Source organism: Bradyrhizobium valentinum (genome assembly GCF_001440405.1).
Classification (GTDB): Bacteria; Pseudomonadota; Alphaproteobacteria; order Rhizobiales; family Xanthobacteraceae; genus Bradyrhizobium; species Bradyrhizobium valentinum.
Genome location: NZ_LLXX01000161.1, coordinates 100,735 through 126,691, shown reverse-complemented (window position 1 = coordinate 126,691; position 25,957 = coordinate 100,735). Strand labels below are relative to the sequence as shown.

Below are 25,957 nucleotides of genomic sequence, written 5' to 3'. Positions count from 1 at the left end.
GATTGGGATTTAGTCGCGCGCCGAACAATTGACCCAAGCCGGTGTTGATGCCATATCAATCTCGACACCATTCCATTGCCGAAAATGCAACGGCTGCGGAGAGGGCGATCCGATGGATTTCACGGCCCTTCGCTATTTCAGCGCCACCGCCCACGCCCAATCGATCCGCGCCGCATCCGACCGGCTGCACGTCTCGCCGTCGGCAATCAGCCGCCAGATCGCCAAGCTCGAACACGAATTGCGTGCGCCGATCTTCGACCGGCGCGCGCAGGGCATGAAGCTGACTGCGGCAGGCGAAATCCTGCTGTCGAAGATCGACGGCGTGATGCGCGAATTCTCGCGCGTCAAATCCCACATCGCGGCGCTGCAGGACCTGCAGGCGGGCAACGTCGACGTCTACTGCTTCCAAACCGCGATCGAGAGTTTCGTCGCGCCGGTGCTCAACCGCTTCAACACGCAATATCCCGATGTAACCTTCGGCATCAGGATGAGCAGCACCGATGAAGCAATTGAGGCGCTGATCGCGGGCACGGCGGAGATCGGCCTCGTTCTCAACGCCCCTGCGCGAGACGCTATCACGCGGCTGGAAGTCTTCCGCGACAAGATGGTCGCGGCGTTTTCACCCGCGCATCCCCTTGCCAGACGCAAGGTCATATCGCTGTCGGAGCTCAGGGAGTTTCCGTTCGCCCTGACCGAGCCATCATTCGGCCTCCGCCAGCAGATGGACAGGGTGTTCGCCAGGCACGGATTCGTGCCGAAGCCGTTTTGTGTTACCAACTCGCTGGCGCTGGTGAAGGAAGTGGCCGCCATCGGCAGACCATGCACGCTGCTGCCGCGCTTCGCCGTCGAGCGGGAACTGGCCAGCGGATCGCTCAAAACCGCGCCGGTGCGCGAGTTTGCGTCGGAATCCCTGGTCTTCTGCATCTGCTCACGCAGCGACCGGTCGCTGTCGCCGGCGGCCAAGGTCTTCATGGACACGGTGGTCGATTATTGCCGCCGGTATCGCCGTTGAGATATCCTTGAACGGTCAGGCACCGGACCTGACCAATCACTGGGCAAATGCGCTGCCGGCGAGCCGTCCTTGTCCGGCTGCCAGAGGGCGAGAGCGCCATGCTCCCACGCCGCAAGTTCCTGCAGCTCGGCGCGGCCGCGTTCGCGGCTTCCGCAGGCCCCGCGCTCGCGACAGCCGCCTATCCGGCCCGACCCGTATATCTGATCGTCGGCTTCTCGGCCGGCGGCAATACCGACATTGTAGCGCGCATCCTCGCGCAATGGCTCGGGCAACAATTCGGCCAGCCTTTCGTCGTCGAGAATCGTACGGGTGCGGCGACCAACATCGCCACCGAACAGGTGATACGCGCGCCTCCCGACGGACACACACTGCTCGTCGCTTCCGCGGCGAACGCTATCAATGCAACACTGTTCCGCAATCTTAAATTCAACTTCATCCGCGATACCGAACCCGTCGCGGCAATCGCCGGCGCCCCCTTGGTGATGTGCGTCAACGCCTCATTCGCTCCGACGTCTGTCCCGGCCTTCATCGAGCAAGCCAAATCGAATCCGAACGGACTGAACTTCGGTTCGAGCGGCGTGGGGAGCCCTCCGCATGTCGCAACCGAGTTGTTCAAGAAGCTAGCCGGCGTCAACATGCAGCACGTTCCCTATCGCGGCGATGCGGAGGCGATTAGCGACCTGATCGGCGGACGCGTGCAGGTCTACTTTGCTACCCTTCCCGGCTCGATCGGATTCATTCGCTCCGGCGCGCTGCGCGCGCTCGCGGTGACGGCAACAGAGCGCTCGTCGGCCCTGCCTGAAGTCGCAGCAATGGCCGAATTCCTGCCTGGCTACGACGCCAGCATCTGGAACGGCATCAGCGCGCCGAAAGGGACGCCGGAGGCGATCGTCGCGACGCTCAACCGCGGCATCAACGAAGGGCTTGCCGACCCTAAGCTGCGCGCACGCCTCGCAGAGCTGGGAGCGAAAGCACGGCCCGGCACGCCCGGCGACTATGCCAGACTCGTCGCTGAAGAAACCTACAAATGGGGCGCGATCGTCAGATCGACCGGCTCATACATCGAATAACCGTAATCGGCATCAAATCCCCAGATACCGGTGCTGCAGGTCCGGCTCGGCGATCAACTGCTCGCTCGTCCCCGTCCATACCGTCCGCCCGCGCTCGATGATGTAGTGGCGGTCGGCGATCCGGGAGAGGTTGGCGACGTTCTTGTCGATTACCAGCACCGACTGACCGCGCCCCTTCAGCATCGACAGGCAGTTCCAGATTTCCTCGCGGATCAGCGGCGCGAGGCCTTCGGTGGCCTCGTCGAGAATCAACAGTTTCGGATTGGTCATCAGCGCCCGGCCGATCGCCAGCATCTGCTGCTCGCCGCCGGACAGCGTCACGCCCATGTTGTTGCCGCGCTCGGCGAGCCGCGGAAACAGCGCGTGGATTTTTTCGATGGTCCAGGGATCGGCATTGCCGGCGCGGTTTCCCGAAGCCGCCACCAGATTTTCGTACACTGTCAGGTTCGGAAAGATCTGGCGGCCTTCCGGCACCAGCCCGATGCCGAGCTTGGCAATCCTGTACGACGGCAGGCTGCGCACTTCCTCGCCCGCGAAGCGGATCTTGCCTGATCGGGCCGGCGTCATGCCCATGATGGAGCGGATGGTTGTGGTCTTGCCCATGCCGTTGCGGCCCATCAGGGCAACCATTTCGCCGGACTGAACCTTCAGCGACAGGCCGAACAGCACCTGGCTGAGGCCGTAGCAGGTCTCGATGCCGTCGATTTCGAGCAAGGTGTCAGCCATGGCTGACCACCACATGCTGGTCGCCGAGATAGGCGCGCTTGACTTCCTCGTTGTTCCTGATGGCGTCGGGATCGCCTGAGGCAATGACGCGGCCATAGACCAGCACCGTGATGCGGTCGGCGAGCGCGAACACCGCCTCCATGTCGTGCTCGACCAGCACGATGGTGACTTCCTTCCGCAGTTCCTTCAGCAGGGCCACCATGCGCGCGGATTCGGTGACGCCGAGACCGGCCATCGGCTCGTCCAGCAGCAGCAATTGCGGCTTGGTCGCGAGCGCCACCGCAAGCTCCAGCTCGCGCTGCTCGCCATGGCTCAGTTCGGACACCGGCACATCGGCGCGTTTGGCGAGCCCGACGCGTGTCAGTGCCGCTTGTGCCGCTTCGCGCAGATGCCGCTCCTTGCGCGCGGGGCCCCAGAAGCGGAACGAGTGACCGTCATGCGCTTGCGCCGCGAGCGCGACGTTGTCGGCCGCCGTGAAATCCGGCAGCAGGCAGGTGATCTGGAACGAGCGCGCCAGCCCGAGCCGGCTGCGCCGGTAGGACGGCAGCCACGTGACGTCACGGCCGGCAAAGTGAATGGTGCCGGAATTCGGCGTCAACTGTCCGGTCAACTGGCTGATCAACGTGGTCTTGCCCGCGCCGTTGGGGCCGATGATGGCATGCAGCTCGCCCGGCAGGACGTCGAGCGACAGATTGTCGGTGGCCTTGATGCCACCAAAGCTGCGCACCAGGTTTTCGACGCGGAGCAAGGGATCAGGCAAGGAATCAGCCACGGCTCAACCTCCCCAGCAAACCCATGATGCCGCCGCGCGCGAACAGCACGATCAGTAGCAACAGCGGGCCCATGATCAACGCCCAGTATTCGGTGAATTGCGACAGGACTTCTTCCAGCAGGAGGAACACGATGGTGCCGAGGACAGGACCGAACAGCGAGCCCATGCCGCCGAAGACCACCATCACCATGAGTTCGCCGGAGCGGGTCCAGTACATCCCGGCCGGGCTGATGAAGTCAGTATTGTTGGCGAGCAGTGCGCCGGCGAGGCCGCAGATGGTGCCGGAGATGACGAAGCAGACGAGTCTATAACGATTGGCGTGAAAGCCGATCGCCTGCATGCGCTGCTCGTTGGAACGCACGCCCTGCACCACCATGCCGAACCGGGAATTGATGATGCGCCAGATCAAATAGACGCCGCCGAACAGGCAGGCGAGGCAAAGGTAATAGAACTGCACGCGGTTCGACAGGTCGATCAGGCCGCCGAAAGTGCTGCGCTTGTAGATGGTGAGGCCGTCGTCGCCGCCATAGCGGGAAAGACCCGAGGCGATGTAATAGGCCATCTGTGCGAAGGCGAGCGTGATCATAATGAAATAGACGCCGCGTGTACGGAGGCTGAGCGCACCGATCACCAGCGCATAAAGCGCCGACAGCGCCAGCGCGACCGGCCACTGGATGAAGCCGGAGCCGATGCCTTCATGGGCGAGGATGCCCACCGCATAGCCGCCAATGCCGAGATAGGCGGCATGGCCAAAGCTCATCATGCCGCCATAGCCCATGATGAGATTGAGGCTCGCGGCCGCCAGCGCGAAAATGACGATGCGGGTGAACAGCGTCAGGATGAAGATGTTGCCGGTCAGTGCCGAATAGGCCGGCAGCAAGGTGAGGCCAAGCGCGACGAGCGCCACGATGACGTTGCGGGCGTTGATGTGAGATTTCATCGCTTGGCAGCCGGAAACAGCCCCTCGGGCCGCACGACGAGGACGATGGCCATCAGGAGATAGATCAGCATCGACGACAGCGCGGGCGCGGCGGTGGAGGCGGCGGCGGAACTGAGAACGGTGCGCAGGAGATCGGGCAGGAAGGCGCGGCCGAGCGTATCGATCATGCCGACGAAGATCGCGGCCATGAACGCGCCGCGGATCGAGCCGATACCGCCGATCACGATGATGACGAAGGCGAGAATCAGAATGTTCTCGCCCATGCCGATCTGCACGGTGAGGATCGGCGCCTGCATCAGCCCGGCGAGACCGGCAAGGGCCGCGCCAAGCCCGAACACCAGCGTGAACAACAGCTTGATGTTGATGCCGAGTGCGCCGATCATTTCGCGGTTGGATGCGCCGGCGCGGATCAGCATGCCGATCCGGGTCCGCATCACGACGATATAGAGCAATGCTGCGACCGCCAGCGCGACCACGATGATCGACAGCCGATAGGCCGGATAGAACACGCCGGGGACGATCTGGACCGGCACCGTCAGCCAGGCCGGCAGCGGCAGCGACAGGCCGGCCGGGCCCCAGATCAGCCGCACCGCGTCGTTGAAAAACAGGATCAGCCCGAAGGTCGCCAGCACCTGATCGAGATGGTCGCGGCCGTAGAGATGCCGGAGCGCGATGAATTCGAGCGCGATACCCAATAGCAGGGTCGCGCCGAGCGCCATCAATATGCCCAGCACGAAACTGTTGGTCCATGCCACGAAGGTCGCGGCGAAATAGGCGCCCATCATGTAGAGCGAGCCGTGCGCCAGATTGACGAAATCCATGATGCCGAACACCAGCGTCAAGCCGGCTGCCAGCAGGAACAGCAGCAGGCCGAACTGCAGGCCGTTCAGCGATTGTTCTACGAGGACGAGCATGGATCCCTTGAACTCTAGGGCCCGGAACGTGATGACTAGTCATCCCGCTCCAGGTCTATGATTTAGGCATGATCTTTTCGGAAAACCGGCATCCACTTTTCCGGATCATGCCCTAACAAAACAGCGGCAGCACATCTGCGCCGCCGCCATTTTTCTTGTTGGGCGGATGATCTGTCGCAAACTGCCCCCGGGTCAAGCCCGAGGGCGATTTCGTCCGATCATGCACCGGCCATGCCAACAATCACTTCTTCATCGGGCATTTGTCGTGGAAGCGGTCCTGGTCGTCCTTGACGATGGTCGCCACCGTCTTGAGCGAGAGCTGGCCGTCGGCGTCCTTGACCACGTCCTGCAGGTAGAAATTCTGGATCGGAATGTGGTTGTTGCCGTATTTGAACGGACCGCGCACCGACTTGAAGTTGGCCTTCTCCATCTCGGCCTTCATCTCGTCCTTCTTCGAGGTGTCGCCCTTCACGGCGACAACAGCACTGTTGATCAGGTTCGCGGCGTCATAGGACTGCGCGCCGTAGAACGTCGGGCGCAGGCCGGTGTACTTCTTGCGGTAGTCCTCGACGAACTTCTTGTTCTCGGGGAACGGCAAATCGTTGACCCATTGCTGCGCGCCGGGAACGCCGATTGCATTGTCCTTCTGCAGCGGCAGCGACAATTCGTCGATCGTAAACGCCGTATAGAGCGGAATCTGCTGCTTGAGCCCGGCCTGCGCGTATTGATTGAGGAACTGGACGCCGGCCGCGCCCGGATAGAAGACGAAGATCGATTCGGCCTTGGAGTTCTTGGCCTTGGTGAGCTCGGCGGAGAAGTCGAGCTGGCTCGGCCACACCGTGTATTCCTCACCCACGACCTGGCCCTTGAACGTGCTCTTCACGCCCGCCAGCATGTCCTTGCCGGCGGCGTAGTTCGGGCCGATCAGGAATACTGACTTCACGCCCTTCTGGTTCATATAGGTGCCGACCGCCTGCGGGGTCTGGTCGTTCTGCCAGGAGGTCGAGAAGACGTAGGGCGAGCAGAGCTCGCCGGCGAGCTGCGAGGGGCCGGCATTGGCCGAGATCAGGAAGGTTTTGGAATCGACCGCGGTCTTCAACGAGGCCAGCAGCACGTTCGACCAGATGTAGCCAACGACAAAATCGACCTTGTCGGACTGGATCAGCTTTTCGGTCTTCTGCTTGCCGACGTCGGGCTTCTGGCCGTCGTCCTCGTAGAGCACCTCGACCGGCTTGCCGCCCATCTTGCGGCCGAGATGGTCGAGCGCCAGCTCGAACGAGTTGCGCATATCGTTGCCGATCACAGCGGTCGGGCCGCTGAAGGTCGAAACAAAGCCGATTTTGATGGTGTCGCCAGCGAGCGCGGGCTGCGCCAGCGCCAGAATTGTTGCGCCCGCCAGCCAGAATGCCTTTTTCATAATCAGTCCCCTCCTCGTTATCGAACCAGACCCGGGTCAACCGGGCGACCGTGCCTGTCTCGCGCGCCTCATTATCAGGTGAGGTATTTTGTGCGCGAAATGGCCGGTCTGCGGCAAGCATGAACCAACGGCCCCTCTTAGAACCTTCGGCCCATGCCCTAGCAGCCTGCACCATAATTCGCAGACGGTGGGAATGGCAAGAACTATAGTTCCGGTTGCCGGGGCAACAATTGTCGCACCGGGGCGAGCGGTTCAGACCGAATATTCCGCGCCGTCGATCGTATAGGACGCATGGCGGAAATCCCGGATGGCCGCGACCTTGCCGGCGGCCCAGCCCAGCAGCATGAAGTATTTCGGCCCCGCACCTGATACGTTCGGGTCGAACACCAGGATGGCGGGATGTCCCTCCACCAGGCCCGGGACCAGATGCCAATCGCTGGCTTTCGAGTAATTGCCGAAATAGCGGGATACCTCGGCCTTGCCGCGCATATGGGTCTTGTTGACGAGGTCGAGCCTGACGTCATCCGAGATCATGGCGCGGATCGCGTCGAAGTCGCGCGCGTTGAAATGGGCGACATAGGCGCCGAGGCGCGCGCGGTCGGCATCCGATAATGCCGGTCGCGGCGTGTCATCCGGCTCATCAGCCATTTCCCGCAACAGCGCGCGGCCGCGATGCAGCGCGGCCTTGGCCGCGGGCAGGCTGCAATCCATGATTTCGCAGATTTCCTTGAGCGAGCAGCCGAGCACATCCATCAGGATCACGCTTCCGCGCTGCGCCACCGGCAGGCGCATAAAGGTGCGCAAGGAGGTGGCGGCGATCTGGCGGCTCTCCACGGCGTCGAGCTGGTCAACGATCATGTCCACCTCCTCTATTCCCCGGAGCGCCTCCTGGCGACCACGCCGGCGCAGGAAATCCAGCGCGGTGTTGTGCGCAATCCGGAACAGCCAGCCTTCGGGATTGCCGATATCGACGGCGGAGGCCTGCGCCTCCACCGCCTTGATCAGCGCGTCCTGCAGCACATCCTCGCCGTCGATCACCGAGCCGACCATGCGCGCGCAATAGCGATGCAGCCTTGGCCGCATCGCGACCAGCAAGCGTTCAAAGGCGGCGGACGTCTCGGGGACCACGCTCATTCTGCCTCCGGCAAGCGGATTCAATCCTCGGCCAGCATGCGGTAATTGCCGACAATGGTAGCGCCTTTAGGCAGCGGCGGTTCGGCGCAGCGCTCGCGAATGCCGTTCTGAAACGCGGCGAATGCCGCCAGCTTCGGCAAGGGGCTCGAGCCGTCATCGGCCGCGGTTTCGACGAAATGGATGAAGGTGTCGTCCTCCAGCCGCAGCGACATGTAGCGGAAGCCTTCCGGCTGCGCGGCTTTCAGCTCGGCAAACACCGTTGCAACCAGTTCGGCATTCCTGTCGGACATTTCGGGCTTGGTCTTGTACCTTATCACGGTCCGTCTCATGGGCTTCTCCTTGTTGGAGGCTGCAAAGGCAGCGCTTCGATCCCAAGGACGTTTGGAACCAGCCAAAGGATGCAGTTGGAGGCAAATTCTTTGTGGTCGTCCCTGCGAAAAGCAGGGACCCATAACCACAGGACGTGGTTACTGCGCTGTGCTGCGGCTCCAACCTTCGCAACAACAAGATCCTGTGGCTATGGGTCCCGGCTCAAGGCCGGGACGACAGCATTCATACGCTTTCGCTATCGGCCGATTGGCAAACGCGCCTTGGACCGGAGACGCAAATGGCTACATAATCCAATGTGTTGAGACATCCGAAACCGGGATTGCATGCCATGACGACAGCGCCGAAACAGCCCCATCACGTGGTGATCGTCGGCGCCGGTTTCGGCGGACTGGAAACGGCTTTCGGCCTCGCCGGTGCGCCTGTCAGGATCACGCTGATCGATCGCCGCAACCATCATCTGTTTCAGCCGCTGCTCTACCAGGTCGCGACCGCTTCGCTGGCGACGTCGGAAATTGCCTGGCCGATCCGCTATCTCCTGCGCGGACGCAAGGAGGTGACGACGCTGTTCGCCAATGTCAGCGGCGTCGACGCCGCGGCGAAGTGCGTGCGGCTCGAAGACGGCGAGACGATCGCCTATGACACGCTGGTGCTCGCCACCGGCGCCCGCCACGCCTATTTCGGCCACGACGAATGGGAGCCGTTCGCGCCGGGCCTGAAAACGCTGGAGGATGCCACCACATTGCGGCGCCGCATCCTCGTTGCCTTCGAGCGCGCAGAGCGCGAGACCGATCCTGTCAGGCGCGCCGCGCTACTCACTTTCGTCATCATCGGCGCCGGCCCGACTGGCGTCGAAATGGCCGGAACCATTGCCGACCTCGCCAAGGACACGCTGCCGCCGGACTTCCGCAACATCGACACCCACAAGACCCGCGTTGTCCTGGTCGAGGCCGGCCCGCGCGTGCTGGCCGGCTTCCCCGAGGATCTCTCCGCCTACGCGCAGCGTTCGCTGGAGGAGATCGGCGTCGAAGTGGTGCTTGGGCAGCCCGTCACCGAATGTGCCATCGACGGCGTCGTCTATGGCGGCAACAAGCTCGAGGCCAGAACCATTGTCTGGGCCGCCGGCGTGCGCGCCTCGCGCGCGGCGGAATGGCTGAACGCGCCCGCCGACCGCGCCTACCGTTTGAAGGTCGATCCCGACCTCACCGTGCCCGGCCATCCCGACATCTTTGCCGTTGGCGACACCGTGACGATCGCCGGCCCCGACGGCAATCCCGTGCCGGGCATCGCGCCGGCGGCCAAGCAGCAGGGACGCTATGTGGCAGCGCTGATCAAGGCGCGCCTCGGCGGCGGCACGCTGCCGCCGTTCCGTTACAAGCATGCCGGCAGCTTGGCGCAGATCGGCAAGAAAAAGGCCGTGATCGATTTCGGACGGATCAAGCTGCGCGGCAACCTCGCCTGGTGGATCTGGGGCATCGCCCACATCTACTTCCTGATCGGCCTGCGCAACCGGCTCAGCGTCGCGCTGAGCTGGCTATGGATCCACGCCCGCGACCAGCGCGCCGCGCGGCTGATCACGCAGGGCTCGAGCAAGGTCACGGGATAGTCGTACTGCGTCATGATCCGCTCAAACCCTCATCCTGAGGAGCCGCGTTAGCGGCGTCTCGAAGGATGAAGGCCGACTGGGGCCTCATGGTTCGAGACGCGCTTCGCGCTCCTCACCATGAGGGGCTTGTGACGCAGTCCGACTAGGTTTCCTCACGGCGCGCAGGCAAAACTGGCGGCGCGATCGACCGGCCCCGATTTGTAGTGCGGCCATGCCGGCCATTGGCACAATGGCAGCGAGCGCGTGGTTTCGAACGCAGGCGCTTCGACCTTCTGCTCGATCACCTCGAGATCGCCGGGCGCCTTGCCGTTCTCGACCCAGTCGACCAGCACGCCCAGCATGTCGACATTGGCGGGCGCGCCCGAGCCGACATGATCGACGCCGGGCGCCGTATAGAGGCGGGCGAACTGCGCCGTCTTTTCCTTGCCCAGCGTGCGCTGCACGTTTTCGAAGTAGCGTATCCCTGCGTAGGGGCTCTGAGCGTAGTCGGCCATGTTCTCGAGAATCACGAGCTTGCCGCCGCGCGCGCTGAAGCGGCCCAGGTCCGGATTGGTCGAATCCATCAACCGCGAGACCTGAAGCAGGCGCTCCTTGTGATCCTCGGGCTTGTATGTCCTGACATCGAGCTTCGGGTCGCGCGTAAAGACATATTGGATGCCGCCTGCACCATAGATCCAGGCGATGCCGTTGGCCGGCACCGGCGGCTGCGACGGCGCCGCCTTGCCGAGCCACCAGGCGATCCAGCCGCCGGTCGGACCGAAGGCAGGCGTGTTTTCGCCTGAGACGCCCCAGCCCGGATAATCATCAAGGCCGTTCTCAAGCGGAAAGGAGAACTTGTATGTCGAATGAAGCGTCCTGATCGCCGCGATCTGCGCCTCGGTCAGGCACTGGTCGCCGCTCTGGCCCGCTGCGCAACGCAGTGACTCCGGCTGGAATTTCGCCTTGCAGCCGACCGGATCCAGAACGAGTTGATCCTCCGCGCCGTCGGCCTTGTCGCAAGCCTGCAGCACCGCCTTGGCAACGAGTTCGACCTGCGCAGGGCGTATCCAGCCCTCGCCCATTGTTGCGAGCCCCGACCGCGTCCCGGCATGTTGCAATCCAACCCAGTTGATGACGGGCACGCGGGCAAAGATGCCGTCAAAATCGTCGGGATAGCGCTGCGCCATCGTCAGCGCCTCGCGGCCACCTTCCGACGATCCCATAAAATACAGTTTGGCGGGCGGGTTGCCATAGGCGCGCACCATCAGGGCCACGGCGGCGTCACGCACGCGCTTATAGGATCGATGCGCAAAATTCTCGAACGCCTCGTCGTTGAGCGCAAACACCTGCGGCGGTTCGCCCGGCTTGGTCTCATGGCCGGAATCGGTGCCATAGGTGACAAATCCCCGCGCTAAGGGCGAAGACGCGCCGAACGGATAGGCCGGCGGCAAAGCAAGCCCGGTGATCAGCACGCCGTTGAAGCCGCCGCCGCCATATTGCAGCGAGCGGCCATTCCACTCGACCGGGAGATTCACCTGGAATTTGATCGGCGGCGCTTTCGGATCCGATGGCGCGATCTGGCCGAGGACCTTGCAGAATTCCGGATTGGCCGGAGTGACGCGTGCCGCCGGCGTCGGTCCTCTCTCGGAGACTGCGAGTGGTGTAGGCGCGATCATGGAGGCGGAGTCGATCCGCACGGCGTTATCGGTCGGTCGGATAAGGTCGCTGCAGGTCGCAGCCGGATCGCCGGCCATTTTCGCGGCTATCGCATCCGGACTGCAGAGCGAAGCAGCCGCAATCAGCGAAGCGAACTGAACCCACACGCGCGTGTCGAACTTGAGGCGTTGCATTGTTTCCCCCCTCGCTATCGTCTTGCAGCCGCATTTTGCGCCGGCCGTCAGGCCTACAATGGTTTGCGCCGCGCGGACGTCAATCGAAATAAGCCTCACTTCACTAGCGAGCAGCCGCCGGCGGCAAGCGGCCGGAAAGCTTGATCGGCCGGAATGGTCGAAACCAGCTTGTAGTAGTCATAAGGATATTTCGACTCTTCCGGCTTCTTTACTTCGAACAGATACATCGGGTGAATGACGCGGCCGTCCTGGCGGATGGTGACGTCGCCGAACAGCTTGTCCTTGCCCTTGAACTTCTTCATCTGCGGCACGGCATCTTTCGCATGGTCGCTGCCGGTGGCGGCCACCGCGTTGAGATAGGCCAGCGTGGAAGCATAGACGCCGGCCTGGTTGCCGCTCGGCATCTTGCCGTTCACGCCCGGCCGCGCCGCGAAGCGTTTGGCAAAGGCGCGGGTGTCGTCGTCCATGTCCCAGTAAAACGCCTCGAACAATTGCAGGCCCTGGCCGACCTTCAGCCCCATGCCGTGGACGTCGTTGATGAACAGCAGGAACGCCACCATGGTCTGGCCGCTTTGCTGAAGTCCGAACTCGGCCGCCTGCTTCACCGCATTGACGGTGTCGCCGCCGGCATTGGCGAGCCCGATCACCTTGGCCTTGGAGTTCTGCGCCTGCAGCAACAGCGAAGCAAAATCCGCCGTGTTGAGCGGATGCTTCGCCGAGCCCAGCACCTTGCCGCCGTGCTTTTCGATGTAATTGGTGGCCTCGGCCTCGATGCCCTGGCCAAGGGCAAAATTCACCGTGATGAAGTACCATTCCTTGCCGCCGCGCGACATCATCGCCGCCGCCGTGGAATTGCCGGTCGCCCAGGCGTCGTTGACCCACTGGATGGTGTTGGGCGAGCAGGCCTTGCCGGTCAGGTCGGAACTCGCGGTCGATGATGCGAGAAACGTCATGCGGCTGTCGCGCAGCAGCGAATTGATGGTGAGGCCGACGGCCGAATTCGGCACGTCGACCACCGCATCGACCCCGTCGACATCGAGCCATTTGCGCACGATCGCAGAGCCGACGTCGGCCTTGTTCTGATGGTCTGCGTAGACGATTTCGACCTTGATACCCTTGCCGCCGCCGTTGAAATCTTCCGCGGCCATGCGCGCGGCCTCCACCGAACCCATGCCGTTGGTGTCCTGGAAGATGCCGGAGATGTCGTTGAGCACGCCGACGCGCACGACGTTGTCGGAAATCTCCGCGCGCGCCGCGCCCCACGTCGCGCAAGACAAGGCAAGCGCCAGACCTAACCTGTAACCCTTCATTGTTTTCTCCCTTTGGAATTTGATCTTGAGATCCTCGGACTTCGCCGGGTTTGACTTCCGTTGCAGGCGGTGAACGCCGATGACGCCGTCACGTCTGCCGGTCCGGCAGGCTGAGGACCAAACCATCGAGATCGGCGGCGAGCCTGATCTGGCAGGACAGTCGGCTGTTGGCCTGCCGTTCGGCGGCGGCGCCGTCCAGCAGCGCATCCTCATCGCCGCCCATGGCCGGCAGGCGAGCGAGCCAGGCCTCGTCGACATAGACATGGCAGGTGGCGCACATGGCGTTGCCGCCGCATTCCGCCAGGATTCCGCTGATGTCGTGGCGCGTCGCGGCCTGCATCGCGCTCTCGCCCTCGCTGGCCTCGATCTGCTGCCGGCGGCCGTCGGGGTGGAAAAAGATGATGCTTGGCATAGGCGGTCCGTCAGGCCGGAGAAATCGTAATGGGGAGACTTTCGAGGCCGCGCAGCGTGTTGTTATAGCGGCGCTTGACCGGGCCGGTGATCTCGATGGCCGCAACCTTGCGTGCGATCGCCGCCAGCATCACCTCGCCTTCCACACGCGCCAGAAGCTGGCCGACGCACATATGGATGCCCGAGCCAAACCCGACATGGCCGGAGGTACGGCGGGTGACGTCGTAGCTGTCGGGATTCTCCCAGCGCCGCGGATCGCGGTTGGCGGCGCCGAGGAACATCAGGACCTTCTCGCCCTCACCGATGCGATGTCCCGCGAGTTCGACCTCCCGTGTCGTAGTGCGGAAGAAGGTCTGCACCGGGCTTTCGTAGCGGATCGCCTCTTCAAACGCGTTGCGCGCCAGCGTCGGATCGCCGCGCAGCCGCTGGAGCTGATCGGGAAAGCGCGCCAGGCAATAGATTGCGGCGCCAATGCCGTTGACGGTGGTATCCAGGCCAGCCGACAGCAGCGAGCGCACCAAGAGCGGCGCCTCTTCCGCCGTGATGTCGCCGGCATCGGCGCGAGCATGGACGCAGGCGCCAAAGCCGCCAGGCGCGAGATTTTCGCGCTGGCATTGCGCGGCGACATAGGCCTGGTGCGGCGCCGAGCGTTCGATCGCCTCCTGGCGCAACTGGTTCGGCGGCCCGAAGGAGTTGAACACCAGGCTCGCGTAAGGCAGCAGGTTCTCCCGCCCCTCCTGCTTCAGGCCCATCGCATCGGGAAATACCGAAAGCGGATAGGCTTCTGCCAGATCGGCAACCGCGTCAAAACTCCGGCGCGCCAGCAACTCATCGACCTTGGCGGCGGCCATGGCCGTGAAATGTTCGCGGACCCCTTTCATCGCCGTCGGCGACAGCACTTGGGCGAGCACCGCGCGCGTCCTGGTATGCGCCGGCGGGTCCGCCTCGAGGATGATGCTTTGCGGGCGCCACGGCTTTTCCTTGGCGAAATCGCTCAGGCCCACGCCGCGGCTCGAACAGAACGTCAGGGGATCGTTGAGAACGGCGTGCACCTCGGCATAGCGCGCCACGCCATAGACGCCCCATTTGTCGAGCCAGACCAGCGGCCCCGCCTCGCGGAGGGCTTGGTGGATCGGGTGCGGATCCTCGAAAAACTCGGTCGAGAACGGATCCACGTCCAGGTTTGGTACGCCGGCCGGCGCGGCCTGCGCCGAGGCTGCATGGTCTATCCGGGAGGTCGCGCTCATGTGGGTCTCCTGCATAATGTTCTTGCAGAGCGGTGCACGCTGTCTCTATGTCTGGAACGCTGGAGCAGCTTCGGAAGAGCATGAGCAGGAACAGACAGGCGCGCGCCCCCCGCGCGAGCGCGACAGGCAGAAGCGGACGGGCCGAACAGGTGCTCGACCTCGACCGTTACGTTCCGGCGCTCATCACCTTCATCGCGAACAAATTGTCGCGCAGCGCGACTGTCGTCTATCAGAAGCGTTTCGGGGTCAACGTCACGGAATGGCGGATCCTGTCGCTGCTCGCGATCGAGCCGGAAATTTCGGCGGCCCGCATCTGCCATGTGATCGGTTTCGACAAGGGGCCGGTCAGCCGGACCCTGGCGGGAATGGAAGAGCGCGGACTGGTCAGCATCAGGGCCGACCGGCAGGACGGGCGCACCCATTCGATCTCGCTGACTGCGAAAGGATACACCACCCACGACCAGGTCATCGCGGTCGCGCTCGAACGCGAACGCCGCCTGCTTTCCTGCCTGAGCAAGCCGGAACGCGAGACCCTGATTGGGCTGCTGCTGCGGGTACACGGCAATCTCGACGCCGTGAAAGGCGCGGGCGAAGTCGACGAGGCTTGAACGACACGCGCTGGTCGCGCCGAACGACGCCTCCGCCATCGCGCCGCGTACGCAGCACGCGCTGTGTCGTGACGATCCGACACGCCCGAACATCCGTTTCTCCCTGCGCGGCCCGGCAATCTCTGTGCTCTGGGATCGGCCGCGTTATGAGAACAAGCTTGCACAAATTAGTTGCCTTGGCAACATATACGACAAGCCTCGAAGACCGATTTTCGTTGGCGGCCGGTTCCCACCGACCGCCGCTAGTCCGCTCACTTCTTGACCAGCGGGCAGTTGCCTTCGCTCTCGGGACGAAACGCCTGATCTCCCGGGATCGTTGCAACGACCTTCAGCAGATCCCATTTCGACGTGGATTCGTCGGGCTTCTTGACCTCGAGCAGATAGAACGGGTGAATCTTGCGTCCGTCGCTGCGGATAATCCCCTTGCCGAACAGCGGATCGTCGGTCGGCATCGCCTTCATCGCTGACACCACGGCCTTGCCGTCGGCGGCGCCGCCGGCCTTGTCGACGGCTTTCAGATAATGCAGCACCGACGCATAGACGCCGGCCTGCATGTCGTTCGGATAGTTGTTCTGCGGATGACGTTGGGCGAACCGCCTGGCGAAGGCGCGCGTGCCATCGTTCAAATCCCAGTAGAAGGGATTCATGATCTGCGCGCCCTGCGCGGCCTTCAACCCGAGCGCGGGAATACCGTTCATGCCGAGGATCAGACCGACCAGCTTCTGCTTACGGGTCAATCCAAATTCCGCCGCCTGCTTGATCGAGGTGATGGTGTCATCGCCGGCATTCGCCACGCCGACGATATCGGCGCCCGAGGCCTGCGCCTGCAGCAGGAACGAGGCGTAGTCGGCCGTGCCGAGCGGGTGCCGCACGGCGCCGAGCACTTCGCCGCCGGACGCCTTGACGCCCTCGGCGGCCTGCTTCTCCAGATCATGGCCGAAGGCGTAGTCAGCGGTGAGGAAGAACCATTTCTTGCCGCCCTGCGCGACCACGGCTTTGCCGAGGCCGCGGCCATAGGCATAGGTGTCGTAGGTCCAGTGCACGGTATTCGGCGTGCATTTCTCGCCGGTGAGAAGCGCCGTGCCGGCGCCCGAGCCGATGAAGACCTTGTTCTTCTGCTCGCTCATATTGGCGACGGCGAGCGCAATCGCTGAGTTCGGCAGGTCGAAGATGGCGTCGATGCTTTCAGTGTCGTACCAGCGCCGCGCGATGCCGACGCCGACGTCGGTCTTGTTCTGGTGATCGGCGGTGATGACATCGACGGGCTTGCCGGCGGCCTTGCCGCCATAATCTTCCACGGCCATTTGCGCTGAAATGACCGAGCCTATGCCCTGATTAGGTCGAGAACACGCCCGACTGGTCGTTGAGTACGCCGATCCGGACGCGGTCCTGGGCTTGGGCTTGGCCTTGGGCGGCGCCGATAAACATGCCGCCGAGCGCAGCAACAAGCATTGCTGTACGAAAAATCTGTCGCATGCGTTCCCTCCTGTGTGGAAAAGGCGGCCTTAGGGACCACTTCTAAATTGCTTATAACTTATAAGCATTTTGAGGATTGTCAATTCACGTGATCCCGTGCGAGCTTTTGCCCATGGAAAGAATCGGAAAAATTTCGACGCGCAACGGCAACGGAGCGGCCAGACCGGCCGAGCCGGACTCGGCGCGAAAACTCGATCTCACCGCGCTACAGCAGACCCCGGGATTCATGATCCGGATCCTGCAGTTGGAGAACTTCGAGGCGTTCTATCCGTATTTCGAGTCCCTAAACCTTTCGCCACTCGAATACGCTATCCTCGTCACCGTCCGCGACAACAAGACGGTGACGCAGAGCGAGCTTGCCGGCGTGCTGAAAATGCAACTGCCCAACCTGGTAAAAATCCTGTCGCGGATGGAAGAGACCGGAGTTTTGAAGCGCAAGCGGTCCACGCGGGACAAGCGGGCGGTCGAGCTCAGCCTCAGCGCGGCGGGCGAGAGGCGCGCTGACGAGGCCAGCCGGCTTGGCGAAAGTTTCAATGCGCAGACGCTTTCCGCGCTCAGCAAGCCCGAACAGGCCGCCTTTCTCCAGATGCTGGTTCGACTGGTCGAGGCGCACAAGAACGGGTTTTGAGGCGCGAGCGCGTGTTAGTTCTGCTCGTCATAGCCGCCCAAGCCCCTCATCCTGAGGAGCCCGCAGAGCGGGCGTCTCGAAGGATGTAGGCCACGGACGGGCCTCATGGTTCGAGACGCGCGGAGCCTGTCGTCGGGCCGCGCTACGCGCGGACCCGTTGGCGCTCCTCACCATGAGGGGCTTATGACGAAGCAAGCCTCAGCCGGTGCAGCCGATCCATTCGGCCGACGAATCGTCGTCCAGAGTTGCCACCGCGCTCGCGCGACGCGTCAGCACCGCGCGCTGGTTGATATAGCCCTTATCGGTGATCTCGCCGCCGTCGACCGAGGCCGGCTCCGCCAGCAGCAGCGCACGCGTGGCGTGACCGGACGAGTGGCCGCTTTGCGCCTTCAGTCTTGCAAGGCCCTGCGCGATCGCCCCGCGAACCTTGTCGTGCGAGATGACGTCTTTCACATCAGCGCTGTCGGGCAGGCCGGCATGCGACCGGCAGGCCGCAATGTTCGGAAACACAAGGAAACGAACCTCGTCGCTGCCGTGGCCGGTGACGACGATATCCTGCGCCAGCGGCGCCAGCGCGGCGATGCCGGCGACGCGCAAAGTTCCAACGCTGACCCAGGTGCCGGAATTGAGCTTGAAGTCTTCGGCGACACGGCCGTCGAAAAACAATCCGAGTTCGGGGCGCGCCGGATCGGCAAAGGTCACGGCGTCGCCGATCAGATAGAAGCCTTCGGCGTCGAACGCCTGCGCGGTCAATTCCGGCGCCTTCCAGTAGCCGGGCGTGACGTTCGGACCGCGCACGCGGACCTCCAGCTTGTCGCCCGAGGGCACCAGCTTCAATTCGGTCCCCGGGATAGGCACGCCGATATTGCCGGAGCGTTTGGCCTGGAAATGGCAGTCCGTCGCCAAAGGCGACGTCTCGGTTGAGCCCCAGGCCGACACCATCGGCATCGCGCGGCCGACGGTCTTGACCGAGAGCTCTTCCAGCGCATCCCAGAGATTTTGCGGTAGCGCAGCGCCGGCATAGAAGGCGAATTTTACTTCGCCGAAGAATTTTCGCCGCAACTCTTCGTCGCCGCGCAGCGCCGCGATCAGCATGTCGAAGCCGCGCGGCACGTTGAAATAGACCGTCGGCATCACGCTGCGGAGATTCGCCAACGAGGTCGCGAACAGCCCGGGCGCCGGCTTGCCGCCGTCGACATAGAGCGTGCCGCCGTTGCGCAGCACCAGATTGAAATTGTGGTTGGCGCCGAAGGTATGGCTCCACGGCAGCCAGTCGAGGATCACAAGACCCACGCCGATATTCTCGAGGAACGTCCAGGTCTGCGCCTTGGCCTGCTGGCTCGAAGTCAGCATGCGCTGGGTGTTGATCACGGCCTTTGGCGTACCGGTCGAGCCCGAGGTGAAGAGGAATTTTGCGATCGTGTCCGGTGTGATCGCGGCAAATGCCTTTTCGACGTCGGGCGTTTCGGGCGTGGCCGCGATGGCGCGGAAAGAGATCGCCTCCCTGTCGTCCGCACTGCCGCTGACGATCGTAGCCGAATGCAGCGGCTTGATCGCAGCCAGTGCCGCGGTAAACGGTTTGGTGGCGGACACATAGATCGCGCCGGGCCCGAGCAGCTCGACCATGCTCTTGAGCTTGTCGAAGTCCCTCGACATCAGCGAATAGGCCGGCGAGATCGCGGCCGACGGCACGCCGACATGCTGGGCGGCGAGCGCGAACAGCGCATGCTCGACGCTGTTGTCGGACAGGATCACCAGCGGACGCTCGGCGCTTAACCCTTGCGCGAGAATCCAGGCGGCTGCCGAGCGCACCTGCTGCAGGGCGTCCCTGTAGGTGACGGTTGTCCACGGCGAATCGGTGCTGGCACGGTCGGCGAGAAAGATCCGGTCCGGCGCCTGCCGCGCCCAATGCTCCAGCCAGTCGCCGATACAACGCGCGCTCGGCTGCAGCGGCACGGTCGATTTCACAAGGATGCTGCCGTCGGCGCGGCGATCGGCGATGATCGCGGGTGTCGCGAACAGGTCACCGCCGGTGGCAGCGATGGTCATGGGTTTCCTCCTCGCCCGAACCGTTCGGGATCGCCGTGCGTCATGCCGGCCTGCAGCTCGAAGGGCTGCTTGGCCCTAATGTTGAGCACAACAATTGTTGTCGTCAACAACAATCTTCCCCTTAGGCCCGCGACGCGTTAGAAGGAACACGATGACGGAGAGCATCCACGTGTCGAACCGGGCGGCCAAATCGCGAGCAGAGACGCCGGCGCCTCGCAGCCGGAAGCGAGCCGGCAACGGCGCTTCACGCCCCGATGCCGGCGATCTCGACATCGGCCTCGACGCGCTGGCGGGCCACGCCGGGTATGCGGTACGGCGCTTCCAGATCTGGATCTTTCAGGACTTCATCCGCACGCTCGCCGCCGTCGATATCCGTCCGACGCAGTATTCGGTGATGACGGTGATCGGCGCCAACCCCGGCCTGAGCCAGATGGCGGTGGCCAAGCGGCTCGGGATCGAGCGCGCCCGGCTGGTGCATCTGTTGGACAGTCTCGAACATCGCGATCTCGTCAGCCGCGTCCGATCGGCCACCGACCGGCGTTCGCACGCGTTGCATCTGACCGCGCGCGGCAGGACAGCACTGGCGCAGTTCAGGCGGCTCGCCGCCGAACATGAGCGCCATGTGGCAGAGAAGATCGGCAAGGAGAACCGGGAGAAGCTGCTGCAGATTCTGTCTGCGTTCACGTGATTGAGGTCCCGCCTCGCCTGAGGTCTCGTCGCCTAAATTTTGGGCACCGCTCAGCCGTGACGGGCTGGCAAAGCATCCGCACTTTCATCATAAGCATTTGAAAGTAAGTATCTATCCTCAAGAATCGACCTGACCGAGCCATTGTACACAATGGCACATCGCTTGCTTTAGTCGGGCTAACCTACGCTCGCTGGAGTTTTGCCCGCCATGGGGTCTGACGCGCCTGAAACCGTTGCCGCCATTGTCGCCGCGCACCGCGCCGCGACCATGACCCCGGCGCAAACCATAGCCCGCTGCTATCAGCGCATCCGCGACCACAACGATCCCGCCGTGTTCATCAGCCTGCGCGATGAAAAGGATGCGCTGGCAGAGGCAGAAGCGCTGGCCGCCAAGGATGCGAACGCGCTTCCGCTTCTCGGCGTCCCCGTTGCCGTCAAGGACAACATCGACGTGCAGGGCATGGCGACCACGGCGGCCTGCCCGGCCTTTTCCTACGTCCCGGCGCAGGATTCGACGGCGGTAGCAAAACTGCGCGCGGCCGGCGCCATCATCATCGGCAAGACCAATCTCGACCAGTTCGCAACAGGCCTGGTCGGCGTCCGCTCGCCCTACGGCATCCCCGTCAATCCGGTCCGCAGCGATCTCGTTCCGGGCGGATCGAGTTCGGGCTCGGCGGTCGCGGTTTCCGCGGGCCTGGTGCCGCTCGCACTCGGCACGGACACTGCCGGAAGCGGCCGCGTGCCGGCGATGCTCAACAACATCGTCGGGCTGAAGCCGAGCCTCGGGCTGATCTCCAACGCCGGGCTCGTCCCAGCCTGCCGGACGCTGGACTGCATTTCGGTGTTCTCGCTCACCGTCGACGATGCGATGACTGCGCTGACGGCGATGGCCGGCCCCGATGGCGCCGATCCGTATTCGCGCGACCGGCCGCTGGGATCAGTGTCCGCGGTTCCCGAAAAGCTCCGGCTGGGCGTGCCGCGCAACGGCCAATTGATTTTCTTCGGCGACCGCGCCTCGGAGAACGCCTATGGCGAGGCGCTTGAGCGCTGGATCCAGCTCGGCGCCACGCTGGTCGAGTTCGATCTCGAACCGTTTTATGAGACCGCACGGCTGCTCTACGAGGGCCCGTGGGTCGCCGAACGATATCTTGTCATCCGCGACCTCTTGGCATCCTCGCCGGATTCGATTCATCCGGTGACGCGCGAGATCACGACGGCCGGTGTGCGGCTGACCGCCGCCGACACCTTTGCCGCGCTCTATCGGCTGCAGGCGCTGCGCCGCGTTGCCGAGCGCAGCTTTGCCAATTTCGACGCGATGGTGCTGCCGACAGCGCCGACCGCCTATTCGACCGCGCAGGTGCTGGCCAATCCGATTGAGCTCAACAGCCGGCTCGGCACCTACACCAATTTCGTCAACCTGCTCGACCTCTGCGGCCTCGCGCTGCCAGCCGCCATGCGCGCCGACGGCATCCCGTTCGGCATCACGCTGCTGGCGTCCGCCGGACACGACGCCAAGCTCGCCAGCATCGGACGGGTGTTTCATGCCGACACCAAGCTGAAAATGGGAGCCAAGGGCCTGACGCAGCCACCGCTCGCTTCGTTGCCGGCGGCGGCCAGCGGCGATGAAATCACCATCGCCGTGGTCGGCGCGCATCTCTCCGGCATGGCGCTCAATGGCGAATTGCAGGTACTCGGCGCACGCCTGCTTGAGGCAACCACGACGGCGCCTGATTACAAACTCTACGCGCTCGACACCACGCCGCCGAAGCCCGGCATGCTGCGCGTGGGCGCCGGCGCGGGAAGCTCGATCAAGCTGGAGCTATGGACGCTGTCGGCGGCAGCCTTCGGCAAATTCGTCGCCGCGATTCCGCCGCCGCTCGGGATCGGCACGATCCGCCTCGCCGACGGCAGAGGCGTGAAGGGCTTTGTGGTCGAGCCCGCCGCGATCAACGGCGCGCGCGATATTTCATCGTTCGGCGGCTGGCGCGCGTTCATGGCGGAGAAGGCGGGGTGTAATCCTCATGGTGAGGAGGCGCTCTTGCGCCGTCTCGAACCATGAGAGCCCCGGTGTGGCCATCCTTCGAGACGCCGCTCCGCGGCTCCTTTTACACCGACACCGCGTAAATCTCATATTCCCCGCGCACCAATTCGATATGGGCGCGCATCGCAGCCGCCGCGCCGGCCTTGTCGCCGCGCATGATCGCGACCACGACGCGGTCGTGCTCGGCATGCGATTTCGCCAGACGCCCGAGGTTGCGGAACTGGGCGCGGCGGAACGGCTGCACCCGGACCCGCGTCGCCAGCGTCATTTCGGCGATGTAGCCATTCTGCGAGCCGGCATAGATCGCGTTGTGGAAGCGTTCGTTGACCTCATGAAAGCGCTCGGGATTGCCGGCATGGCTGAGCACCCGCAATTCTTCGTGGATCGCTTCGAGCTTCTGGCGATCCGCCGGCGGCATCCGTTCGGCGGCGAGCCCCGCGCACAACGCTTCCAGTTCCGCCATCGCCTCGAACATTTCAGTCAAACGATCCAGCGAAGGCTGTGCCACCACGGCGCCGCGATGGGCGCGCGCCTCGACCAGGCCGCTCGCCACGAGCTGACGCAACGCCTCGCGGACCGGCGTGCGCGACACGGAAAACCGCCGTGCGATGTCGGTCTCGTCGAGCGCCGAGCCGGGCGGCAGCACGCCGCGCACGATCTCATCGGCAAGCTGCAGCCGCAGTTCCTCCGCGCGCGTGACCTTGTCGCGTGATATCGACGGGCGATCGACACGGCGAACAGTTGTCCCCGATTCGGCGCCGGGCTGCGGTGCGCGGGCGGCAGGATCATCCAGGCTCATGTCGTTTGGCCCATATACTCGTCGATGATGCTGACATGCGCGGCGACAATCCGCCAACCTTCAGGGAATCGAATCCACGTCTGCATCTGCCGTCCGACCCTGCCCGGTGCGTTGTCGCGATAGAACAGCGTCGAGGCGACTGCGGTATCCCGGCCATAGGTCGTGATCACGGTCTTGTCGGTCCGCCGCATCAGCCCGACCGGCGAGCGCGCGGCGCGGAACGCCATGATCGCGTCATAGCCGTAGAGATTTTCAGCGATGCCGTAGCGCAGCGTGCGGGAATCGTTGCGGAACAATTCATCGAGCACCGCCACGTCGTTCGATACCAGCGCGTTTTCATAGCGCCCGAATTGCGCGGTCACTTCGGCCAGTACGTCGGGAAGATCGATCTCCATCGTCATAGTCCCCTTGATAGTCCCCTTGGCGGCGGCGCTGCAGCAACGCCCATCTGTTCCAGCGCGTGCGCGACGCGCAGCGCAATATCCTCCCGCCACGGCGCAGCGATGATCTGCACGCCGATCGGCATCGGCTCCAATGGCACCGGTACCGCGACCACGGGCAGGCCGATGAACGAAATCGGCTGGGTGTGGATGCCGATATTGGCGCGCACCGGCAGTTCGACGCCGTCGAGCACAAAGTTTACCTGCCCCAGTTTCGGCGCGACGCAGGGTGTGGCGGGCGCGATGATGACGTCCACCGACTTGAACAGTTCCAGCACTTTCGCCCGATACCAGCGTCGGAATTTTTGCGCGCGGTCGACGAGCGGCGCCGGCACCATGGCGCCGGCGATCAGGCGGTCGCGCACCGCCGGATCGAAATCGTTCGGGCGCTTGCGCAGGCGATCGAGATGCAGCGAAGCGCCTTCGGTCGTCGTGATCACGTAAGCCGCGGCGCGGGCGCGCGCGGCCTCGGGAATCTCAACCTTCGTCGTGGCATCGAGCGCTTTCGCGACACGCGAAACAGCCTCGACCGCTTCGGGAAAGACGTTCCTCTGGAAGTATCCACCGGCGACCGCGACCCGCAGGCCGTCGATGCCCTCGGCCAACATTGACGTGACCGGTTCGACCGGGCGTGTCGTGCAGGCCGCGTCATCGGCGTCCGGCCCCTGCATGGCGTCATAGGCCAGCGCGAGGTCGCTGACATTGCGCGCGAACGGACCGAGATGATCGAGGCTTGCGACAAAGGGAAACGAGCGAGCCCGCGACAGCCGGCCGTAGGTCGGCTTAAGGCCAAAGACGCCGCAGAACGACGACGGCACCCGGATCGATCCGTTGGTGTCGGATCCGAGCGCGATCGGAACCAGCGCACCGCCGACCGCGCTGCCCGAACCGCCGGAGGAGCCGCCGCTCATCCGCGTCGGATCGTGCGGATTACGCGACGGGCCGTCATGCACATTCTCGCCGGTGAAATCATAGGCGTATTCGCCCATGTTGAGCGCGCCGACCAGCACGGCGCCGGCCGCCTCCATCCGCTCGATCAGCGTGGCGTCGCGCGATGACAGCGCGAGATCGCGGTTGATCTTAGATCCGGCGCGGGTGGCGAGGCCCTTTACGTCGAACAGGTTCTTCACCGCGAACGGAACGCCGGCGAGAGGTCCGACTTTCTGACCGGCGGCGATCTTGGCATCGATCGCTTTGGTCGTGGCGCGAGCACGATCCGCGGTGATATCGGTAAAGGAATTCAGCACGCTATCGTGCGCAGCGATCCGCGCCAGCGCGGCCTCGGTTGCATCGAGGGCGGAAAGCTTGCGGTCGGTTACGGCTTGCGCGATACGTTGGGCCGAAAGGCCGTCGGTGTTTACGGTCATGGCGCTATCAGGTGGTGTAGACACTGGCCGGCTCGGTTTCGTCCGGCAGCGGGAATTCATCGACCAGCCGCGCCAGCCTCAGCGACACCTCGAGGTTTGCGCGCACCGCCGGCCGCCAGGCTTCCTCGACCGGCAGCGCCAGCGCCTTGGTTACGGCATCGATATAATCGTCCAGGGGATTCTCAACTGTCACTGTACTCTCCCTCTTTGTCATCGTCCGCGCAGGTGGGCGATCCAGTAAACACCGGTGGTGATTACTGGATGCCCCGCCTTCGCGGGGCATGACAACTAAACCGGCAACGGCGGATGCGGGATCGCCGTCAGCAATTCCTTGGTATAGGCGTCCTGCGGATCGCCGAGCACACGTTCGGACGAGCCTTGCTCGACGATTCGCCCGCTGCGCATCACGATGACACGATCGCACAGCAAACGCACCACATTCAGATCATGAGACACGAACAAATAGCTCATGCCCATCGATTGCTTGAGATCCTCTAAGAGATTGAGCACGACGGCCTGCACGGAGACGTCGAGCGCCGCGGTCGGCTCGTCGAGGATGACGAGTTTTGGATGCAGCGCAATCGCGCGCGCGATGCCGACGCGTGCCTTCTGGCCGCCGGATAATTGATGCGGGAAACGATCGAGCAGGTCGACGGGAAGGCCAACCAGGCCAGCGAGTTTCTCGCAGCGGGCACGCAGCGCGTCACGCCCCTTGATGTCGCCAAGCTGGAGAAGCGGATCGGCGATGGCACGTGCGGCGGTGAAGCGCGGGTTGAGGCTGTCGGTCGGGTCCTGGAACACCATCTGGATGCTCTTGCGCAGCGGCAGTCGCGCAAACGCCTGCGGCATGATGGCGCCGATCTCCTCGCCGTCGAACAGGATGCGGCCGGAAGTCTGGTCCAACAAACGCATCACCATCATCGACGTCGTGGACTTGCCGCAGCCGGATTCACCGACGAGGCCAACGCTCTCGCCATGGCCGACCGTGAAACTGATGCCGTCCACTGCGCGGAATACTTCCGCATCCACCGGCGGCTTGCGGGAGAACAATTTTGACAGCACCGCGCTTGCGCCCTGACGCGGATATTCCTTGACGAGCTTTTCGACGAGGAGCAGAGGCTGCTCCCTCTCCCTGCCCTTCGCGGGG

The 25,957-nt window shown here is 63.8% G+C and carries 24 protein-coding genes and 1 pseudogene; 7 read left to right on the top strand and 18 right to left on the bottom strand.

Annotated features, from left to right (window positions below; genetic code table 11):
• Positions 1-112 precede the first annotated feature (112 nt).
• On the top strand, positions 113-1,012 hold the full coding sequence (locus tag CP49_RS28815) for a LysR family transcriptional regulator (RefSeq protein ID WP_057853507.1): 900 nt from the start codon (positions 113-115) through the stop codon (positions 1,010-1,012).
• A 98-nt stretch (positions 1,013-1,110) separates the two neighbouring features.
• Positions 1,111-2,082, top strand: coding sequence for a tripartite tricarboxylate transporter substrate binding protein (locus CP49_RS28810; protein ID WP_057853554.1), 972 nt, complete (start codon positions 1,111-1,113; stop codon positions 2,080-2,082).
• 12 nt (positions 2,083-2,094) lie between these two features.
• Here CP49_RS28810 and CP49_RS28805 read toward each other — a convergent pair whose 3' ends face one another.
• The 7 genes from CP49_RS28805 to CP49_RS28775 all read right to left on the bottom strand — a co-directional run bounded on the left by CP49_RS28805 (position 2,095) and on the right by CP49_RS28775 (position 8,314).
• Positions 2,095-2,808 carry an ABC transporter ATP-binding protein gene (locus tag CP49_RS28805; RefSeq protein WP_156438715.1) on the bottom strand — a complete coding sequence of 238 codons (714 nt, stop codon included), beginning with the start codon at positions 2,806-2,808 and terminating at the stop codon, positions 2,095-2,097.
• A complete protein-coding gene (locus tag CP49_RS28800) occupies positions 2,801-3,568 on the bottom strand; it encodes an ABC transporter ATP-binding protein (protein WP_057853553.1) in 768 nt (255 codons plus the stop codon). The genes CP49_RS28805 and CP49_RS28800 overlap by 8 nt, the downstream gene beginning before the upstream one ends.
• Positions 3,569-3,572: 4 nt before the next feature.
• The gene (locus CP49_RS28795) at positions 3,573-4,520 is read right to left on the bottom strand and encodes a branched-chain amino acid ABC transporter permease (protein WP_028351864.1); all 948 of its coding nucleotides are present in this window, start codon (positions 4,518-4,520) and stop codon (positions 3,573-3,575) included.
• A complete protein-coding gene (locus tag CP49_RS28790) occupies positions 4,517-5,434 on the bottom strand; it encodes a branched-chain amino acid ABC transporter permease (RefSeq protein WP_057853505.1) in 918 nt (305 codons plus the stop codon). The genes CP49_RS28795 and CP49_RS28790 overlap by 4 nt, the downstream gene beginning before the upstream one ends.
• A gap of 241 nt (positions 5,435-5,675) precedes the next feature.
• Positions 5,676-6,851 carry an ABC transporter substrate-binding protein gene (locus CP49_RS28785; protein WP_057853504.1) on the bottom strand — a complete coding sequence of 392 codons (1,176 nt, stop codon included), beginning with the start codon at positions 6,849-6,851 and terminating at the stop codon, positions 5,676-5,678.
• Positions 6,852-7,103: 252 nt separating this feature from the next.
• Positions 7,104-7,985: a sigma-70 family RNA polymerase sigma factor gene (locus CP49_RS28780; RefSeq protein WP_057853552.1), complete on the bottom strand. Its 882-nt coding sequence runs from the start codon at positions 7,983-7,985 to the stop codon at positions 7,104-7,106.
• A 20-nt stretch (positions 7,986-8,005) separates the two neighbouring features.
• Positions 8,006-8,314, bottom strand: coding sequence for a hypothetical protein (locus tag CP49_RS28775; protein ID WP_057853503.1), 309 nt, complete (start codon positions 8,312-8,314; stop codon positions 8,006-8,008).
• 329 nt (positions 8,315-8,643) lie between these two features.
• Between CP49_RS28775 and CP49_RS28770 the strand changes: the two genes are divergently transcribed.
• Positions 8,644-9,918 carry an NAD(P)/FAD-dependent oxidoreductase gene (locus CP49_RS28770; RefSeq protein ID WP_057853502.1) on the top strand — a complete coding sequence of 425 codons (1,275 nt, stop codon included), beginning with the start codon at positions 8,644-8,646 and terminating at the stop codon, positions 9,916-9,918.
• 152 nt (positions 9,919-10,070) lie between these two features.
• On the opposite strand, the gene CP49_RS28765 is transcribed toward CP49_RS28770, so the two are convergent.
• From CP49_RS28765 to CP49_RS28750, 4 genes are all read right to left on the bottom strand, one after another.
• On the bottom strand, positions 10,071-11,651 hold the full coding sequence (locus CP49_RS28765; protein ID WP_156438722.1) for a tannase/feruloyl esterase family alpha/beta hydrolase: 1,581 nt from the start codon (positions 11,649-11,651) through the stop codon (positions 10,071-10,073).
• 191 nt (positions 11,652-11,842) lie between these two features.
• A complete protein-coding gene (locus tag CP49_RS28760) occupies positions 11,843-13,057 on the bottom strand; it encodes an ABC transporter substrate-binding protein (RefSeq protein WP_057853500.1) in 1,215 nt (404 codons plus the stop codon).
• Between the two features lie 88 nt (positions 13,058-13,145).
• The gene (locus tag CP49_RS28755; protein WP_057853499.1) at positions 13,146-13,469 is read right to left on the bottom strand and encodes a 2Fe-2S iron-sulfur cluster-binding protein; all 324 of its coding nucleotides are present in this window, start codon (positions 13,467-13,469) and stop codon (positions 13,146-13,148) included.
• A gap of 10 nt (positions 13,470-13,479) precedes the next feature.
• A complete protein-coding gene (locus CP49_RS28750) occupies positions 13,480-14,715 on the bottom strand; it encodes a cytochrome P450 (protein WP_057853551.1) in 1,236 nt (411 codons plus the stop codon).
• Between the two features lie 80 nt (positions 14,716-14,795).
• Here CP49_RS28750 and CP49_RS28745 point away from each other — a divergent pair, with 80 nt between their 5' ends.
• The gene (locus tag CP49_RS28745) at positions 14,796-15,323 is read left to right on the top strand and encodes a MarR family winged helix-turn-helix transcriptional regulator (protein WP_245310918.1); all 528 of its coding nucleotides are present in this window, start codon (positions 14,796-14,798) and stop codon (positions 15,321-15,323) included.
• Between the two features lie 251 nt (positions 15,324-15,574).
• On the opposite strand, the pseudogene CP49_RS28740 reads toward CP49_RS28745, so the two are convergent.
• Positions 15,575-16,775: pseudogene (locus CP49_RS28740) on the bottom strand (ABC transporter substrate-binding protein).
• Between the two features lie 136 nt (positions 16,776-16,911).
• Between CP49_RS28740 and CP49_RS28735 the strand changes: the two are divergent.
• Complete coding sequence (locus tag CP49_RS28735; protein WP_057853497.1) at positions 16,912-17,427, top strand: MarR family winged helix-turn-helix transcriptional regulator; 516 nt, start codon at positions 16,912-16,914, stop codon at positions 17,425-17,427.
• A 198-nt stretch (positions 17,428-17,625) separates the two neighbouring features.
• On the opposite strand, the gene CP49_RS28730 is transcribed toward CP49_RS28735, so the two are convergent.
• Positions 17,626-19,476 carry a feruloyl-CoA synthase gene (locus CP49_RS28730; protein WP_057853496.1) on the bottom strand — a complete coding sequence of 617 codons (1,851 nt, stop codon included), beginning with the start codon at positions 19,474-19,476 and terminating at the stop codon, positions 17,626-17,628.
• A gap of 151 nt (positions 19,477-19,627) precedes the next feature.
• Here CP49_RS28730 and CP49_RS28725 point away from each other — a divergent pair, with 151 nt between their 5' ends.
• Complete coding sequence (locus CP49_RS28725; protein ID WP_057853495.1) at positions 19,628-20,164, top strand: MarR family winged helix-turn-helix transcriptional regulator; 537 nt, start codon at positions 19,628-19,630, stop codon at positions 20,162-20,164.
• Positions 20,165-20,371: 207 nt separating this feature from the next.
• Complete coding sequence (gene atzF, locus CP49_RS28720; RefSeq protein WP_057853494.1) at positions 20,372-22,222, top strand: allophanate hydrolase; 1,851 nt, start codon at positions 20,372-20,374, stop codon at positions 22,220-22,222.
• A gap of 46 nt (positions 22,223-22,268) precedes the next feature.
• Here the strand turns inward: atzF and CP49_RS28715 are convergent, their stop codons facing one another.
• The 5 genes from CP49_RS28715 to CP49_RS47985 all read right to left on the bottom strand — a co-directional run.
• The gene (locus CP49_RS28715) at positions 22,269-23,003 is read right to left on the bottom strand and encodes a GntR family transcriptional regulator (protein ID WP_057853493.1); all 735 of its coding nucleotides are present in this window, start codon (positions 23,001-23,003) and stop codon (positions 22,269-22,271) included.
• Positions 23,000-23,398, bottom strand: coding sequence for an oxalurate catabolism protein HpxZ (gene hpxZ, locus CP49_RS28710; protein ID WP_057853492.1), 399 nt, complete (start codon positions 23,396-23,398; stop codon positions 23,000-23,002). The genes CP49_RS28715 and hpxZ overlap by 4 nt, the downstream gene beginning before the upstream one ends.
• Positions 23,399-23,400: 2 nt before the next feature.
• A complete protein-coding gene (locus CP49_RS28705; protein WP_057853491.1) occupies positions 23,401-24,810 on the bottom strand; it encodes an AtzE family amidohydrolase in 1,410 nt (469 codons plus the stop codon).
• 7 nt (positions 24,811-24,817) lie between these two features.
• A complete protein-coding gene (locus tag CP49_RS28700) occupies positions 24,818-25,003 on the bottom strand; it encodes a DUF4089 domain-containing protein (RefSeq protein ID WP_245310917.1) in 186 nt (61 codons plus the stop codon).
• 95 nt (positions 25,004-25,098) lie between these two features.
• On the bottom strand, positions 25,099-25,957 hold an 859-nt coding region (locus CP49_RS47985), incomplete at its 5' end, for an ABC transporter ATP-binding protein (RefSeq protein WP_245310916.1).

Excerpts from the sequence above, each read along its gene's own strand:
- CP49_RS28815 (WP_057853507.1), top strand. The coding sequence starts at position 113 with ATGGATTTCACGGCCCTTCGCTATTTCAGCGCCACCGCCCACGCCCAA.
- CP49_RS28810 (WP_057853554.1), top strand. The coding sequence starts at position 1,111 with ATGCTCCCACGCCGCAAGTTCCTGCAGCTCGGCGCGGCCGCGTTCGCG.
- CP49_RS28805 (WP_156438715.1), bottom strand. The coding sequence starts at position 2,808 with ATGGCTGACACCTTGCTCGAAATCGACGGCATCGAGACCTGCTACGGC.
- CP49_RS28795 (WP_028351864.1), bottom strand. The coding sequence starts at position 4,520 with ATGAAATCTCACATCAACGCCCGCAACGTCATCGTGGCGCTCGTCGCG.
- CP49_RS28790 (WP_057853505.1), bottom strand. The coding sequence starts at position 5,434 with ATGCTCGTCCTCGTAGAACAATCGCTGAACGGCCTGCAGTTCGGCCTG.
- CP49_RS28785 (WP_057853504.1), bottom strand. The coding sequence starts at position 6,851 with ATGAAAAAGGCATTCTGGCTGGCGGGCGCAACAATTCTGGCGCTGGCG.
- CP49_RS28780 (WP_057853552.1), bottom strand. The coding sequence starts at position 7,985 with ATGAGCGTGGTCCCCGAGACGTCCGCCGCCTTTGAACGCTTGCTGGTC.
- CP49_RS28775 (WP_057853503.1), bottom strand. The coding sequence starts at position 8,314 with ATGAGACGGACCGTGATAAGGTACAAGACCAAGCCCGAAATGTCCGAC.
- CP49_RS28770 (WP_057853502.1), top strand. The coding sequence starts at position 8,644 with ATGACGACAGCGCCGAAACAGCCCCATCACGTGGTGATCGTCGGCGCC.
- CP49_RS28765 (WP_156438722.1), bottom strand. The coding sequence starts at position 11,651 with ATGGCCGGCGATCCGGCTGCGACCTGCAGCGACCTTATCCGACCGACC.
- CP49_RS28760 (WP_057853500.1), bottom strand. The coding sequence starts at position 13,057 with ATGAAGGGTTACAGGTTAGGTCTGGCGCTTGCCTTGTCTTGCGCGACG.
- CP49_RS28755 (WP_057853499.1), bottom strand. The coding sequence starts at position 13,469 with ATGCCAAGCATCATCTTTTTCCACCCCGACGGCCGCCGGCAGCAGATC.
- CP49_RS28750 (WP_057853551.1), bottom strand. The coding sequence starts at position 14,715 with ATGAGCGCGACCTCCCGGATAGACCATGCAGCCTCGGCGCAGGCCGCG.
- CP49_RS28745 (WP_245310918.1), top strand. The coding sequence starts at position 14,796 with ATGAGCAGGAACAGACAGGCGCGCGCCCCCCGCGCGAGCGCGACAGGC.
- CP49_RS28735 (WP_057853497.1), top strand. The coding sequence starts at position 16,912 with ATGGAAAGAATCGGAAAAATTTCGACGCGCAACGGCAACGGAGCGGCC.
- CP49_RS28730 (WP_057853496.1), bottom strand. The coding sequence starts at position 19,476 with ATGACCATCGCTGCCACCGGCGGTGACCTGTTCGCGACACCCGCGATC.
- CP49_RS28725 (WP_057853495.1), top strand. The coding sequence starts at position 19,628 with ATGACGGAGAGCATCCACGTGTCGAACCGGGCGGCCAAATCGCGAGCA.
- atzF (WP_057853494.1), top strand. The coding sequence starts at position 20,372 with ATGGGGTCTGACGCGCCTGAAACCGTTGCCGCCATTGTCGCCGCGCAC.
- CP49_RS28715 (WP_057853493.1), bottom strand. The coding sequence starts at position 23,003 with ATGAGCCTGGATGATCCTGCCGCCCGCGCACCGCAGCCCGGCGCCGAA.
- hpxZ (WP_057853492.1), bottom strand. The coding sequence starts at position 23,398 with ATGGAGATCGATCTTCCCGACGTACTGGCCGAAGTGACCGCGCAATTC.
- CP49_RS28705 (WP_057853491.1), bottom strand. The coding sequence starts at position 24,810 with ATGACCGTAAACACCGACGGCCTTTCGGCCCAACGTATCGCGCAAGCC.